Here is a 15,591-nt window from a genome sequence, read left to right as displayed (position 1 = left end):
GTGTTTAGCCGGGTGGCGGCTGCGCCTTACCCGGCCTACAGGACCTCGTATTCCCGGTGGCGTTACACCATCAAACTCACCTGTGCCGCCACGATCCGCCATCCGTAGGCAAACCGCACCCACGTCTGCTGCTGGCGGCCAATGCGTTCCGTCCCCTCGCGGGTAAACTCGGTGCTGCACACCGCGTAATCCTCCCCGAAGGTGGTGATCACGGTGTGGCGCAGCGTCCGCTGTAAACCGGCGGCGGGGCGCGCCGCCCGAAAGGCGCGGATTTCATCAATCCCGTACAGGTTTTCACCCGCCCCCAGACGCACCGTGTTTTTGTCGTGCCAGAACAGCTCGTCCAGCACCGCAACGTTGTTGCTCACCAGCGCGTCTTCATAGCGATAAAACGCGGCGGTCACCTCGACAACCACCCACGGCAGGTTAATGTCATCGTGATTCATCATGCGGCCACCTCCGCCGGGCGGGCATCGGCTATCCCACTCTCTTCCAGCACGCGCGCGACGCGCAGGCAGGCCTGCTCGTTAAACGGCGCGGCAATCAGCTGCAGGCCAATCGGCGCACCCTTGGCGGTACGCAGCGGAACGGTGGTCACGGGCAGGCCCAGAAATGAAATCGGCTGGGTCAGCATCCCCATGCTGGCGCGAATGGGGAGCGCCTGGCCGTTAATCTCCATGGTCTGCTCACCCGCGAGCGTGGCGCTGCGCGGCGTTGCCGGAGCGATCAGCACGTCGGCCTGCGCGAACAGGGTTTTAAACGCCTGCCGGGCGTGCGCGCGAAACCGCTGGGCCTGAATGTACCAGGCGGAGGGGATCATCGCGCCTGCCAGCAGGCGTTCCCGGGAGTGCGGCTCAAAACGTTCGGGCTCGCGGCGAAGCGCGGGCAGGTACTGGTTTCCCCCTTCGGAGGCGCTAATGATAAACGCCGCGGAGCGCGCCAGCTCGGCGTCCGGGAACTGCAGCTCATCCCGCACGTCGAGCGCCTTCGCCACCCGCGCCACGGCGTCTCTGGCATCCGCATCGCACCAGGTGGTGAAGTAGCCGCCGAGCACCGCGCAGCGCAGGCCGTCAAGCCCGCGGTCGAGCAGGGGACGCGTCTGCTCGCGCGAGCTCTCTGCCTGAAAAGCGTCGCTGCTGTCCCGGCCCTGCAGCGCATCGTATACGGACGCCAGGTCGCACACGCGGCGGGCAAAGGGGCCGATATGATCGAGGCTCGCGACAAACGGATGGCTGCCGGATCGCGACAGGCGGCCAAAGGTGGGCTTCAGGCCATAGATGCCGCACAGGGAGGCCGGAACGCGAATAGAGCCGTTGGTGTCGGTGCCGAGCGAAAAGTGCACCAGCCCGGCGGCCACGGCGGCGGCCGAGCCGCCGGACGACCCGCCCGCAATGCGCGCCAGATCGTGCGGGTTACGCGTCGTGCCGTAGTGGCTGTTTTCGGTCGTGAAGCCGTAGGCGTAGGCGTCCATATTCACCATCCCGGTCAGCAGCCCGCCCGCGCTGCGCAGCTGGCGCACCGCGAAGCTGTCAGCGGCCGCGGCGGGGCGCTGGCTGAACAGCTCTGCCCCGGCGAGGGTGGTGTGACCGGCAACGTCGAAGAGGTTTTTTACCGCGTAGGGCACGCCCGCCAGCGGCGGCAGGGGGCGCTTTTCGCGGCGTAGGGTATCGATGCTCTCGGCCTCGGCGAGCATGCGTGCTTCCGTCACGGCGGTCCAGGCGCCGATCTGCGGGTTAACGCGCGCAATCGCCTCCAGCGTCTGGCGAGCAATCTCGCGAGCGCTCAGCTCGCCCGCGCCCAGCGCATGCTGGATCGCGCTGATACTCATCTCGTGTAGCCTCATGCTTTGTACACTCCTGCGATCTCCAGACGGTCGTCGAGCGGCAGCGCCATCAGCGGGGCGGCCATGCTTGCTATGCGGCTGAACTGCACCTGCAGCTCGGCGCGGCGGGCATCGTCCAGCGTTACGCCGAGAACGGACTCCATTTGCGCCAGATACGCCTGCCAGTCGGGTTGTTGTGTCGTCATTGTTTTCTCCTCAGAATCCGGCGGCCGCGCCGTTGCTGCGCGGGTCAAATGCCCCTTCGAATAGCCCGTTGGGGTGGCGGACAATCGCGCCCGCGTGGCCCATCGCCTCACTGAAGTCAGGGAACATTTCCACCTCGTGTCCGAGTGCCTGAAGCCGTGAGACCGTCTCAGCGGTAAAGCGTCCTTCCAGCTTTAACGTGTCCGAGGTTTGTCCCCAGGTGCGACCCAGCAGCCAGCGCGGGCGGGAAATACTTTCCTGTAAAGGCACGCCCTGAATCGCGTAGCGGGTAAAGAGCGCGGCCTGGGTTTGCGGCTGTCCGTCACCGCCCATCGATCCGTAGACCATCACGCGCCCGTCCTTAAGACGCGCCGCCGCCGGGTTCAGGGTATGGAAGGGCTGCTTGCCCGGCGCGAGGGCCAGAAGATGATTGGGATCGAGACTGAAAGACGCGCCGCGGTTCTGCCAGACGATGCCGGTGTCGGGCAGCACCACGCCGCTGCCGAACTCGTGATAGATACTCTGGATAAACGACACGGCGAGCCCGCTGTTATCCATCACTCCCATCCACACCGTATCGCCGGGGCCTTTTCCGGTCCCCCACGGCGCGGCGCGGCCGTCGTCAACCCTGTCGGCAAGCGCCTGCAGGGCGGCGGGATCCAGCAGACCCTGAATATCGGTTTTCAGCTCGCGCGGGTCGGCGATGTGGGCATCGCGCAGGCCAAAGGCCAGCTTGGTGGCTTCAACGATGCGGTGAATGGTGTCGGCGTCGTCAGCCTCGGCCATGTTCAGGCGGTCGGTGATGCCGAGTATCGCCAGCGAGACCAGCCCCTGCGTCGGCGGGGCATGGTTAAAGATCTCGCCCTGCTGATGCAGCAGCTTCAGCGGCGCGGTTCGCCGGGCAGCGTGCGCGTTAAGATCGGCCAGCGTCACGGGCAGGCCCAGCGTCTCCATGCCGTGCGCCAGCACGTCCGCCAGCGGGCCGCGGTAAAAGCTGTCCAGACCGTCCTCCACCAGGCGCGTCAACGTTGTGGCCATGGCGGGCTGGTAAAAGCGGCTCCCGACCTCTGGCGGCTTGCCGTCCACAAGCCAGGTTTCCGCGAAGCCGGGCACGTCCTTCAGCTCGTCGAATTTGCTGGCCGTGGCGTGGGCCTGAGAGGCCGTGACCGGCGTGCCGTTCTTCGCATAGTCAATGGCGTCGGCCAGCAGGCGAGCCAGCGGCAGCGCCTTGCCGGTCATCTCGCGCGAGACCTTCAGCGCCTCGTCCCAGCCGCTCACCGTGCCGGCGACGGTCAGCGCCGCTTGTGGTCCGCGATGAGGGATGTGCGCCAGACCGTCGTAGGCGGCGAGCGTCGCGCGCGATCCCGCCGCGCCGCTGGCATCAATGGCGACAGGTTCGCCGTCCGGCGGCACGATAAGCCAGAAGCCATCGCCGCCCAGCCCGTTCATGTGGGGGTAAACCACGGCAACGGTGGCCGCCGCGGCGACCATCGCCTCTATCGCGCTGCCGCCTTCGCGCAGCACCGCCAGGGCGCTCTGGCTGGCAAGATGGTGGGGCGCAACGGCCATGCCGTGCGTGGAGACATTACTTTGCATGAAGAGTCCTCGTAACCCTGAAAGTCACAAGGCGCTGCAAAAGCTGTTCCAGTTCTGAAAGAAAAGTTTCAGTAAACTGGCACGTATAATGAATACGCATAATAAAAGGTACAATGTGATGAAACAAAAGTTACAGAGGCGCTATGGAACAACTGGATGAACGTCTGAAAGCACAGTACCCGTCGCTGTCGCCGCAGGAGCAGCGGGTGGCGGACTTTATTTTCGATCATTTTGACGATCTCATTAGCTACAACAGCGCCGAGCTGGCGCAGCTGAGCGGGGTGTCGAAAGCCACGGTCAGCCGCCTGTTTAAGCGTCTGGGCTATGAGAAATATAAGGATATGCGTGACGAGCTGCGCACCCTGCGCCAGAGCGGGATGCCGCTCACCGATAACCGCGACGCGGTGCAGGGCAATACGCTGCTGGCGCGCCACTATAAGCAGGAGATGGCGAACCTGACCCAGTGGGTCAATGCCCTCGACGCGCAGCAGTTTGCCGACGCGATGGCCTGCATGGTGAAGGCGCGGCGCATCGTCATTATCGGCATGCGTAACGCCTATCCGGCGGCGCTGCACCTGCGCCAGCAGCTGCTGCAGGCGCGCGGTCAGGTGCTGGTCCTGCCGCAGCCGGGGCAGAGCCTGAGCGAGGAGCTGGTGGATTTAACGCCGGACGATCTGGTGGTCATGATGGCCTTTCGCCGCCGCCCGCGCATCATCCGCCCGCTGATGCAGCAGCTTCAGAGCCGCGGTATTCCGGTGCTGCTGATGTGCGAGCCGCAGGCGCACAGCCTGTTTCCGCTGGCGAGCTGGCAGCTTTGCGCCCCGCTGGACAGCGTCTCGGCCTATGACAGCTACTCCTCGGTCAACAGCCTGATTAACCTGCTGGCGAACGCCTTCCTGCATGAAATTCTCGATAAAGGCCGCCCGCGCATTCACGACATTGCCTCCCTATACCTGCAACTGGACGAGCTCGAACAGCGATAATGGGGCATCAGGCTGGTGCTTTGCATTGAAATGGTGCAGCTGACGGGTCGGAGAAACGCACGTTTTTTCGACCCGTCCGCGTTTTATCAGGCTTCACAACAATATTTCCCGCTTCGCCTTAACTGGCACATTAGTTGCAAAAACACATTCAAAGAATCTTTTGTTTCATGTTAACGTTACGGGGAAGCACCATGAAAAAATTGTTGATTGCACTGGCCGGGGCCGCATGCCTCTTCACACAGCTGCCGGCAAAGGCTGACCAGCTTCAGGATATCGAGAAGCGCGGCACCATTCGCATTGCCGTTCCGCAGGACTTCCCGCCGTTTGGCTCGGTGGGGACCGACCTGCAGCCGCAGGGCTATGACATCGACATGGCGCGCTATCTTGCCAAACAGATGAAGCTCAAGCTGCAACTGGTACCGGTGACCAGCGCCAACCGCGTGCCGTACCTGCAAACCGATAAGGTGGATCTGGTCATTTCCAGCCTCGGTAAAAACCCGGAGCGCGAGAAGGTGATCGACTTTAGCCGCGCCTACGCGCCGTTCTTCCTCGGCGTGTTTGGTCCGAAAGGCGCTGAGCTGAAAGATGCCGCCGCGCTGAGCGGAAAAACCATCGGCGTGACGCGCGGGGCGGTGGAGGACATGGTGCTGACCGGCCTGGCGCCGAAAGACGCGGACGTGAAGCGCTACGAAGATAATAACACCACGCTCTCCGCCTACCTCTCCGGACAGGTGCAGTACGTGGCAACCGGCAACCTCGTGGTGGCGGCCATTTCGCGCCAGAACGCGGATAAAGCTCCCGTGCCGAGCTTTATGCTGAAAGATTCGCCGTGCTTTATTGGCCTTAAGAAAAACGAACCGGCCCTGAAGGCAAAAGTGGACGCGCTGATTGAGCAGGGCATCAAGGACGGCACGCTGAACGGCCTGTCCGAGCAATGGCTGAAGGCCCCGCTGCCGGCCAACCTTGGCGCCTGAGCCGATGACGGAGCAACTTGATTTTTCCGCGCTCTGGCCGCACTGGCCGGAGCTGCTGGCGGGGCTGTGGGTCACTATTCAGCTGACGGTGATGGCGACCGTCGGCGGCCTGGCGATAGGCATTTTCGGGGCGGCGATCCGCAGCGGACGCACCACCTGGTTCAGCCGGATCTGGGGCGCGTACGTGGAAATTATCCGCAACACGCCGTTTGTGGTGCAGCTGTTTTTCATCGTCTTCGGCCTGCCGAATCTCGGGCTGAAGATGACGGCGGGGGAAGCGGCGCTGCTGGCTATGGTGGTGAACCTGGGCGCCTACAGCACCGAGATTATCCGCGCGGGCATACAGGTTACGCCGAAAGGGCAGTGGGAAGCCGGACGCGTGCTGGGGCTGACCCGCCTGCAGACCTTTATCCGCGTGGTGCTGCCGCCCGCGCTGCAGCGCATTTACCCGGCGCTGGTGAGCCAGTGCATCATCGTGATGCTCGGCTCGTCGGTGGTGTCGCAGGTCTCGTATGAAGAGCTGACCTTCGCAGCCAACCTGATCCAGTCCAGAACGTTTCTGAGCTTTGAGGTTTATCTGGTGACAACCGGGATTTACTTAGCGCTGTCGATTACCCTGCGCCAGCTGATGATGGCGGCGGGACGCAAATGGCTGGGGGTGCAGGCATGATGACCACCTTTACCGACTGGGACATTATTCGCAACCTGCTGCTGGCCGGACGCTGGACGGTGCTGCTGTCGCTGGTGGCGTTTGTCGGCGGGGCGGTGGTAACGCTGCCGCTCCTGCTGCTGCGCCTGACGGGCGGACGCACGGTGAAGCGCATCATCCGCGGCTATATTGAGCTGTTTCAGGGCACGCCGCTGCTGATGCAGCTGTTCCTGGCCTTCTTCGGCGTGGCGCTGTTCGGCATCGACGTCTCGCCGTGGACCGCCGCCTCGCTGGCGCTCACCTTCTACACCAGCGCGTTTCTGCTCGATATCTGGTACGGCAGTATTCGCGCGCTGCCGAAGGGGCAGTGGGAAGCGTCGCGCTGTCTGGGGCTGACTTTTGGCCAGACCCTGTTTCGCGTAGTCGCCCCGCAGGCGCTGCGCATCGGCATTGCGCCGACGGTCGGCTTTGCCGTGCAGGTGATCAAGGGGACCGCGCTGGCGTCGATTATCGGCTTTATCGAGCTGACCAAGGCCGGGACCATGCTGACCAACGTGACGTATCAGCCGTTTAAGGTCTTTGCGCTGGTGGCGCTCGGCTACTTTATTCTGTGTTATCCGCTGTCCCGCTACAGCCGCTATCTGGAGACGAAATTCAATGCCTCTCATCACCATTAATCAGGTGCAGAAGTACTACGGCGATAACCACGTGCTCAAGGGCGTCGATCTGGATATCGACATGGGCCAGGTGATCTCCATTATCGGGCGCAGCGGATCGGGCAAAAGCACGCTGCTGCGCTGCATCAACGGACTGGAAGGCTATCAGGACGGCAGCATCAAGCTGGGCGGCATGACCATTACCGACCGGGACTCTCAGGCGCGCGAAATCAGCCGCTCGGTCGGGATGGTGTTCCAGAGCTTCAACCTGTTCCCGCACATGACGGCGCTGGAAAACGTGATGCTCGCCCCGCGTCGGGTGCTGAAGAAAAGCGCCGCCGAATGTCGGGCGCTGGCGCAGCAGATGCTGGAGAAAGTGGGCTTAGGCGATCGTCTGGATTACTACCCGTCGAGCCTCTCCGGCGGCCAGCAGCAGCGCGTGGCGATTGCCCGGGCGTTGGCCATGTCGCCTAAAGTTTTACTCTGCGACGAGATCACCTCCGCGCTCGACCCGGAGCTGGTGGGCGAAGTGCTCAAGGTGCTGGAGCAGCTGGCGGCCGAAGGGATGACGCTGATACTGGTTACCCATGAAATGAATTTTGCCCGCGAAGTGGGCGACCGCGTGGTGTTTATGCACCAGGGGAAAGTCTGGGAGCAGGGCGACAGCAAAACGCTGTTCGCCAACCCGCAGACCACGGAACTGAAGCAGTTCATCTCCTCCGTGCGCGGCCTCAACTGATAAGGACTTAACAATGGATATCGCACGCTTTCCGCAAATCAACCCGCCCCAGCGCCTGCTGATGGGGCCGGGCCCGATCAACGCCGACCCGCGCGTGCTGCGCGCCATGTCGAGCCAGCTGATCGGCCAGTACGATCCGGCCATGACCCACTACATGAACGAGGTGATGGCGCTCTATCGCGGGGTGTTCCGCACCGAAAACCGCTGGACGATGCTGGTGGACGGCACTTCCCGCGCGGGAATTGAAGCCATTCTGGTCTCCGCCATCCGCCCGGGAGATAAGGTGCTGGTGCCGGTCTTTGGCCGCTTTGGTCATCTGCTGTGCGAAATTGCCCGCCGCTGCCGCGCGGAGGTGCATACCATCGAGGTGCCGTGGGGCGAGGTGTTTACCCCCGACCAGGTGGAGGATGCGATTAAGCGTGTTCGTCCGCGCCTGCTGCTGACGGTGCAGGGCGACACCTCCACCACCATGCTGCAGCCGCTCGCCGAGCTTGGCGCGATCTGCCAACGCTACGACGTGCTGTTCTACACCGATGCCACCGCGTCGCTCGGCGGTAACGCGCTGGAGACCGACGCCTGGGGGCTGGATGCCGTCTCGGCCGGGATGCAGAAGTGCCTCGGCGGCCCGTCGGGCACCTCGCCGATAACCCTGAGCGCGCGGATGGAAGAGGCGATCCGCCGCCGCAAGTGCGTGGAGGAGGGCATTCGCACCGACGCCCACCGCGACGGCGACGAGGAAATGATCTACTCCAACTATTTCGATCTCGGCATGGTGATGGACTACTGGGGGCCGGAGCGCCTTAACCACCATACCGAAGCCACCACCGCGCTGTTTGGCGCCCGCGAGTGTGCGCGTCTGATCCTGCAGGAAGGGCTGGATAACGGCATCGCGCGCCATAAGCTGCACGGCGATGCGCTGCTGAAGGGCATTCAGGCGATGGGGCTGGAGACATTCGGCGACCTGAAGCACAAGATGAACAACGTGCTGGGCGTGGTTATCCCGCAGGGCGTCAACGGCGACCAGGTACGTAAGCTGATGCTGGAGGATTTCGGGATTGAAATCGGCACTTCGTTTGGCCCGCTGCACGGCAAAGTGTGGCGCATTGGCACCATGGGCTACAACGCGCGCAAGGATTGCGTGATGACCACCCTGAGCGCGCTGGAGTCAGTCCTGAACTACCTGAAATTCACCACCACGCAGGGGGCCGCCATGCAGGCCGCGTGGGACCACTATCGTCGCGAGACGCCACAATGAGCCCGGCGGCAGAACGGGTGATGGCCCGCGCCGACGCGCTGGCCGCCATCAGCGAAACCCCGGATGCGCTGACGAGGGTTTATCTCTCCACCCAGCATCTGCAGGCCAACCAGCTGGTGGGGCAGTGGATGAGCCAGGCGGGAATGACCGTCTGGCAGGACAGCGTGGGCAATATCTGCGGTCGCTATGAGGGCGCGCAGGAAGGGGCGCAGGCGGTGCTGCTCGGCTCGCATCTCGATACCGTGCGCAACGCCGGGCGCTACGACGGCATGCTCGGGGTGCTCACCGCCATTGAGGTGGTGGACAGCCTGCACCAGCAGGGGGTGCATCTGGCCCAGGCCATCGAGATTGTCGGCTTTTGCGACGAAGAGGGAACCCGCTTTGGCATTACGCTGTTAGGTAGCCGGGGGCTGACGGGCACCTGGCCGCAGGGCTGGCTGGAAAAAGCCGACGCCAGCGGAATCAGCGTGGCGCAGGCGATGACCCTGATGGGGCTCGATCCTGCCCGCGTGCTGCATGCCGCGCGCCGTCAGGAGGATTTCAGCGCCTATCTGGAACTGCATATTGAGCAGGGGCCGTGCCTTGAGCAGGAGGCGCTCGCCCTTGGCGTGGTGGAAGCCATTAACGGCGCGCGCCGTCTGAACTGCCGCTTCACCGGCGAGGCCGGGCACGCGGGAACCGTGCCGATGCTCCACCGCAGGGACGCGCTGGCCGCCGCCGCCGAGTGGATGGTTATCATTGAAAACGCTACCCGACAGCAGGGCGGGAACCTGGTGGCGACGGTTGGCGAGCTGCGCTGCCTGCCGGGGGCGGTGAACGTGATCCCCGGCGAGGTTCAGCTCTCGCTGGATATTCGCGGGCCGCAGGATGCGCCGCTGGATCGGTTGCTTAACGACCTGCTGGAACATGCGCAGGCGATCGCATCGCGCCGCGGTCTGGACTTCAGCGCCGAGGAGTTTTACCGCATTGCCGCCACGCCGTGCGATATCCACCTGCAAAACGTGCTGGGGGAGGCCGTTACATCGGTACAGGGTCGCTCGCTATCGCTGCCCAGCGGTGCGGGACACGACGCGATTGCCATCGCGGAACGCTGGCCGGTCGGCATGCTGTTTGTGCGCTGCAAAGGGGGCGTCAGCCACCATCCGGCGGAATCGGTGATGGCTGAAGATGTCGCCCTGGCGATTGAGGCATTTGGGCGGGCGGTGAGAACGCTTGGTGCAACGAAGCACCTCAACCAGCTGAATGAGGTGTAAAGCGTCTTTTCCCAGCCTAACTTATAAGGATTCATTTATTTATAATAAAATGATGATTTAAATCCTAATTAGTATTTTATGGGGTTATTGCTAGGATTTTTTACTAGGAATAATTTTAATGAAAATAAGCCCGACATAAATCGATCGGGCTATATTAATGTTCTAATTAAGATATCTACGTCCAAGGCGAGAGCCAGCTTGGATCAAAATTTCATTAACATTTTCTCTTAATATAGAATCGGAACTGTGTAATAGCGGTAAAAGAGTCTCATCAATAAAAGTTTCAGATGCAATTCTTCCAATTATATGGCCATGAAAAGAAGAAACAGCATTTTTATTTGAAAGATCATCCAGCAGGTAATTTATGGCATCATAGCTAAATGCGTCAATATTTATATTTTCCATAAATCTAAATATAAACTTATGGATTATCTCTCTGTATTTTGACTCGCTTTTATTAAATTCATCCATAAACAAACCCTGTGTTTGGCCGTCTGTATGTTTGCCAAAAAATGAACCAAGCTTTTGAATGAATTGATAATCATCACTATTTCGTTGTTGAGTAAGATCTTGAAGCCACTCAAGGATCCATAATATATTATTAATATGCAAGGGAGCTAAATTTTTAATTTCAGTGGGCAAGCTAGCACTGAATGTTGCACCGACAAGATTTTTGTCACGTGTCTCTAAAATCTCTAAAAAAAGCTGTTCCTGGCTCGACCAATCGATATCATAACCATTTAATAGGAAAATCTTTTGAGTTTTTCTTTCATGTGGCTCCATGTCTATTAATCTTTTAAAAATATCAAATAGTAATGCAGTGTTATTATTTAAACAGGTCAAATATACAGCTTGGATAATCATTTCTTTACTTGCAATAATTTCTTTAAATTTATTAGCTAAATCATCTCTTCCTTGCAATATATATTGCAAAGTATCTAAACTCCATTTTTTATCATCACCATCATCTTTTTCAATATAATTCATTAATATCATGATATGTTGCAGAGTAAATTTATCCCATGATAGTTGACTCGATTCATCTCCAAATTTAACAATGAAGAATATTGTAATGGATAGTTGTTTAGGATAAAGCAATAACAAATCTGCGGCAATATTTAGTGCTTCGTTTGTATGATGGTTACTAAGTATTTCACATAAAATTTTAGTTCTTAATGTGAGCCTTAAGGGCGCAGATTTTTTTGGAATGAAATACTCTTTAATCTCTGAAAGATCAAGATGTGAAAAAATTTCTGAAGCTCCACTTACAAGTCCGCTAAACTCATCTTCGTAACAATCATCATCAAGTATATTATTATCCTGCACTAGGTCTATCATTTTAACTATAGTTTCAGCATCGTTTTTTGTAATGAATGGTTTTAGGGCTGGAGCAATGCCGTTTCTGCAGAGATTGAAATCATTTCTTTTATGAATTAATAAATTTAAGACATAATCTTTTACTTCAGAACCTTTTATTTCCACGAGACGTTTAACTGCCGCACCTCCAAGAGTGTCGCCTTTTTCGATTATTTGTTTTAGTTGTGGTACATGAACATCGTTTAGGGGAAGTTTAAACTCTAGAGAACTTGCTATATTCCATTGTCTGTTGAAATTTTTTTCTTTAATATTTAACATGTTTTCAAGTAATTTTGCTACAATCTCATCTCGGCCTATTTCAATATACTTGGCAGCTTCGAGTGATAAGCAATAATCAGCATTTATTACATCTTTAAGGAATGTAGAGGCATCATTATCATCTAATAAACTCAATGTAAGGAATAAAGATTGATCCCATCGTGTAAGTCTTATTTTGTCTTTCAGACAATTTCGGTCATTTATATATAGTCTTGATAATTCGGTCGCTGCAAGATATTCAGTTATCGATTGGTGTATAAAGCCAATTTTACCACCTATATATGGTAGTATTAATGATTTAGATATAAGCCAATTTGCAATATCTTGTGATGATGTTTTTTCTACGTTTAAATGCTCTAGTATCTCAGAAAATGCGTTGATTAAATTAATTGTTGGAAATATTTCTTCTCCGCGATTGAGAGCATTATATGCAACAGGAGAAAGTATTTTCTCTATATGAATATTGAAGCCAAACCGAATAAAGAAATCATTATTAACGTTACTAAAATATTTTTTGAAAAAATCTCTAGGATGGGTCTCATTATCAAGTGCCAAAGAGCCATTTTCAATCAGCCGAAAATAAAAAGGACGCTGGATAAGTTGATAGGTTTCATAGCTAAATCGGCCGGCTACTTTGAATCCTAATCTTAATAGTTCTTTGTCAACAGAAACTTTATCAATTTGATTTAAATTATAAATTGGGAAATTAAGTTTGTCTAACCCATCACTTGTTCTTGAACTTATAATTATAGCGGAACTTTCAAACTCTTGAATGAATTGCTGAAAGTCAAGTTCATATTTACCACTTTCTAAGAAATCCCTTGGCATTTCATTGAAAGAATCTAAAAATATTTTTAATTTGAATGTCTTTAAAATATTGTTAATATCCAAGCTTCTTGGTAGTGTTTGATTTATTAGCTCTTTAAGATTTCCTGAATAAAGTTTCAAATCTGCGAATATGGGTATTGTTACTAACTTTGTGTCAAATTCATCAGCTAGACATATGTGATGGAGTCTTTCCGCATACATCGCTGCGGCTTGTTTTAAAGAATAACTCTTTCCTGAGCCTGGAAGGCCGATGATGATAGCCTGCCTGGGCCCTGAATCCAAGAATGTATTCACCACACTATTATCGTTATAAAGGTCATACCTGTTAGAAGCAACATTTTTTTGGATTATTTGATTTACACGAATGGTAAACTCGGGGGATGACTTCGTAACATGCATCATAGATGATGCATGACGAGCCAAAGAAAGTATCATTTCAAATGATGTTGTTTCAAAAATTTCAGTTTCTTTCCTTTGATGAGAATTCGCTATTGACTTGTCAAGCAGGTCAAGTAATTGTTGATGATTCCTAGAATTATCAGCATTTTCAGTGGTGGTATAATTAATTAGATGAATGCCATAGTTTTTTCTCCAGTATGCTATTTCTGAATCATTGACATCTGCCATGATCGCATAATGATCTCTAGTTCCGCCTTTATAAATATTGGCGAGTAGATCTCTTAAGTATATAAAATCTGGGTCACGGAGCCCAAAACCAATATATACTACAGGTCGACTTGCTAAGAGCATTTTTACCGATTCAAGTGCAGAGTGTCGTTCTCCCTGAGCTGATAGCAATCGATACTGTTCTCTTGTTAAAATAATACTCTCACTATCACTGGCATCTCCATGAGGTTTAAATATAAAATTTGTAGCTCTGGCATGTACAATCTCAGCAGTTTCAGTTAAGTGTCGATTTGTTATAGGAGGGCGATAAAATATTTCTGGCTGCCATTTACGCAGACTTTGTTCAATTAGATCATCATAATTGGTTGTTATGAAACAACTTGGTCCAAGAGATATGATCTTATGATGAATATCGTGAGGTTTTGCATATCCATAGCGACAGGCTTTACGAATGAATTCACCCATCTGATGCTTTGTAAGTTGATCGAACCCATAACTGGCAGCTTGTAACAAATCACCTCGCATAGCTTCTGAGCGTACCAACTTAGCATCATTACCATTTTGCTCAATAAAATCCGCCAATTCTTCAATCAACCTACTCCATGATGGTAGCCCTGACCACAATGAAACCCCGGATCCTATAAAAAGAATAGTATCATCTTGCGAAAATATAGAGTTTAATTTTTCCATGTTGTGATATCTTTCAATATGTTAGTGATGAAATTAGCCATTTTAAATAATATAATCTAGTGAACACTATGATCCTATCATCATTATGATTTTTTTACATTTAAAGTTTAAAAAAGATATACATCTACAAATCTACATGTTTGACAATTACATCATTTTTCACGATTACTGAACCTTCATTGGTTAAGTGAAGGTTCGAGTGATGCACTGGCAAGAGATAGATGAACTGGCACCAAATGAGTAATTTGTGTTAAGTGGTGATACATGCTCTTAACCATGCTGATTCTGGCTATAACAGCTCGCTCAAATGTGTTGTCTAGCGGGCAACAGATGTTCTACAGATGAGAAATAAGTAACGTTGTTCATAATTCATCTTATCAACTATCTGGCACTGACGGCGATGACCATTGATCTGAATTTGAGGATAAGGTGGTTGTATAGACGCAGCGCCTTCTTGACAGTGATAAAGACAGCGCTATGTAAATGTCTTCGATTTGTCTTACTCGCCGGCGTGAGTGTTAGTTAGCTGGACGAGGATATGATAAACCTCCAAGCGCTGGCCCAGCAGCTGCGTGAGATTGCGCATCAACTTGGTGATGTGTAGCGGAGTGAGCACCTCAATCACGTGAAAGAGGTGCTCACAAGATTACTCCAGACCCAGCGTATATTGCGCGATCTTAAAGTAGATAATCAGCCCGGTACCGTCGATAAGCGTCGCGATAAACGGCGCGGAGACGACCGCCGGGTCAATGCCGCAGCGCTTGAGCACCATCGGGATCACGGACGACACGATCGCACTCCAGAGCGTAATGCACACCAGCGTCAGGCTGACGATAAGCGTAATTTCCAGCCCAATCCCCATCATCCAGGCGCGAATGCACCCGGCGATACCGAGCGTGGCGGCAATCATTAGCGAGGTGGTCATCTCTTTACGCAGCACGCGGCCAACGTCGCGCAGGCGGACTTCCCCCAGCGCCATGGCGCGCACCAGCGTGGAGGTGATCTGCGTCCCGCTGTTGCCGCCCGTGCCGATCAGCAGCGGAATAAAGAACGCCAGCGCGATGGCGGACTCCAGCGCCTCTTCAAAATGCTGGATCACCGAGCTGGTGTAGGCCTCCGCGACAAACAGCAGCAGCAGCCAGACGGAGCGTTTCTTCCACAGGCTATACGGGCTGGTGTCCAGATAGGGCTTCTCCAGCGGCAGCGTCGCCCCCTGAAGCTGGGCGTCTTCGGTGACGTCATCTTCCAGCAGATGGGCGATTTCGCGCTCGGTCAGGCAGCCGACGAGCTTGCCGTGGGTGACCACGGGCACCACATCCGCGCCGCCGTGCGCCAGCAGTCCGGCAACGTCGGCACGTTCATCCTCCGGTTTGACCTGCAAAAACTGCGAAATCATCAGCGATTTCACCGGCTGTACCGTATCGGCGGTTTGCAGCAATTTGCGCACGGCAATCATGCCCGCCAGGCGGCCATTGTCTTCAATAAAAATATGAGACGGAATATCGTCGTCTTTTAATTTTTCGAAGAATTGCTCGCGCGCCAGCGCCACGCATAATGAAATATCGAGGACAATAAAATCGGTATTCATATATTGCGCAATGGCGCTGTCATTGAATGCCAGATTCTGGTTGTGAATAGCGTAAGACATAGTGAATTCCCTTTGAATAATAACATCTCTCA

At 54.8% G+C, this 15,591-nt stretch carries 13 protein-coding genes; 7 read left to right on the top strand and 6 right to left on the bottom strand.

The features are described 5' to 3' along the window. Positions 1-62 precede the first annotated feature (62 nt). The 4 genes from hpxZ to hpxW are packed head-to-tail and all read right to left on the bottom strand — an operon-like array spanning position 63 to position 3,622. The gene (gene hpxZ, locus ACZ6J2_RS08765; RefSeq protein WP_134866566.1) at positions 63-449 is read right to left on the bottom strand and encodes an oxalurate catabolism protein HpxZ; all 387 of its coding nucleotides are present in this window, start codon (positions 447-449) and stop codon (positions 63-65) included. Next, positions 446-1,843, bottom strand: a complete 1,398-nt coding sequence (locus ACZ6J2_RS08760; RefSeq protein WP_471725443.1) for an AtzE family amidohydrolase — start codon at positions 1,841-1,843, stop codon at positions 446-448. The genes hpxZ and ACZ6J2_RS08760 overlap by 4 nt, the downstream gene beginning before the upstream one ends. Next, entirely contained in the window at positions 1,840-2,028 is a 189-nt protein-coding gene (gene hpxX, locus ACZ6J2_RS08755; protein ID WP_047174808.1) for an oxalurate catabolism protein HpxX, read from the bottom strand. The genes ACZ6J2_RS08760 and hpxX overlap by 4 nt, the downstream gene beginning before the upstream one ends. A gap of 10 nt (positions 2,029-2,038) precedes the next feature. Beyond that, positions 2,039-3,622 (bottom strand): oxamate amidohydrolase, encoded by a 1,584-nt coding sequence (gene hpxW / locus ACZ6J2_RS08750; protein WP_471725441.1) that lies wholly within the window; start codon positions 3,620-3,622, stop codon positions 2,039-2,041. A 143-nt stretch (positions 3,623-3,765) separates the two neighbouring features. On the opposite strand from hpxW, the gene hpxU reads away from it, so the two are divergent. From hpxU to hpxK, 7 genes are all read left to right on the top strand, one after another. Next, a complete protein-coding gene (gene hpxU / locus ACZ6J2_RS08745; protein ID WP_471725439.1) occupies positions 3,766-4,605 on the top strand; it encodes a MurR/RpiR family transcriptional regulator HpxU in 840 nt (279 codons plus the stop codon). A gap of 191 nt (positions 4,606-4,796) precedes the next feature. After that, complete coding sequence (locus tag ACZ6J2_RS08740; protein ID WP_023311064.1) at positions 4,797-5,579, top strand: transporter substrate-binding domain-containing protein; 783 nt, start codon at positions 4,797-4,799, stop codon at positions 5,577-5,579. A gap of 4 nt (positions 5,580-5,583) precedes the next feature. Continuing rightward, on the top strand, positions 5,584-6,249 hold the full coding sequence (locus ACZ6J2_RS08735) for an amino acid ABC transporter permease (RefSeq protein ID WP_032658112.1): 666 nt from the start codon (positions 5,584-5,586) through the stop codon (positions 6,247-6,249). Further along, a complete protein-coding gene (locus ACZ6J2_RS08730; protein WP_014883296.1) occupies positions 6,249-6,905 on the top strand; it encodes an amino acid ABC transporter permease in 657 nt (218 codons plus the stop codon). The genes ACZ6J2_RS08735 and ACZ6J2_RS08730 overlap by 1 nt, the downstream gene beginning before the upstream one ends. Continuing rightward, positions 6,886-7,623, top strand: coding sequence for an amino acid ABC transporter ATP-binding protein (locus ACZ6J2_RS08725; RefSeq protein WP_023327069.1), 738 nt, complete (start codon positions 6,886-6,888; stop codon positions 7,621-7,623). Before ACZ6J2_RS08730 ends, ACZ6J2_RS08725 begins: the two co-directional genes overlap by 20 nt. 13 nt (positions 7,624-7,636) lie before the next feature. Continuing rightward, complete coding sequence (locus ACZ6J2_RS08720; RefSeq protein ID WP_471725437.1) at positions 7,637-8,878, top strand: pyridoxal-phosphate-dependent aminotransferase family protein; 1,242 nt, start codon at positions 7,637-7,639, stop codon at positions 8,876-8,878. Then, the gene (hpxK, locus tag ACZ6J2_RS08715; RefSeq protein ID WP_471725435.1) at positions 8,875-10,131 is read left to right on the top strand and encodes an allantoate amidohydrolase; all 1,257 of its coding nucleotides are present in this window, start codon (positions 8,875-8,877) and stop codon (positions 10,129-10,131) included. Before ACZ6J2_RS08720 ends, hpxK begins: the two co-directional genes overlap by 4 nt. A gap of 162 nt (positions 10,132-10,293) precedes the next feature. Here the strand turns inward: hpxK and ACZ6J2_RS08710 are convergent, their stop codons facing one another. Beyond that, positions 10,294-13,911 (bottom strand): SIR2 family protein, encoded by a 3,618-nt coding sequence (locus ACZ6J2_RS08710; protein ID WP_471725434.1) that lies wholly within the window; start codon positions 13,909-13,911, stop codon positions 10,294-10,296. A 646-nt stretch (positions 13,912-14,557) separates the two neighbouring features. Next, positions 14,558-15,559 carry a magnesium transporter gene (locus ACZ6J2_RS08705; RefSeq protein ID WP_029741838.1) on the bottom strand — a complete coding sequence of 334 codons (1,002 nt, stop codon included), beginning with the start codon at positions 15,557-15,559 and terminating at the stop codon, positions 14,558-14,560. Positions 15,560-15,591: the final 32 nt, after the last annotated feature.

The organism is Enterobacter sp. E14S (genome assembly GCF_055666685.1).
This window is presented reverse-complemented; position numbering and strand designations above follow the sequence as displayed.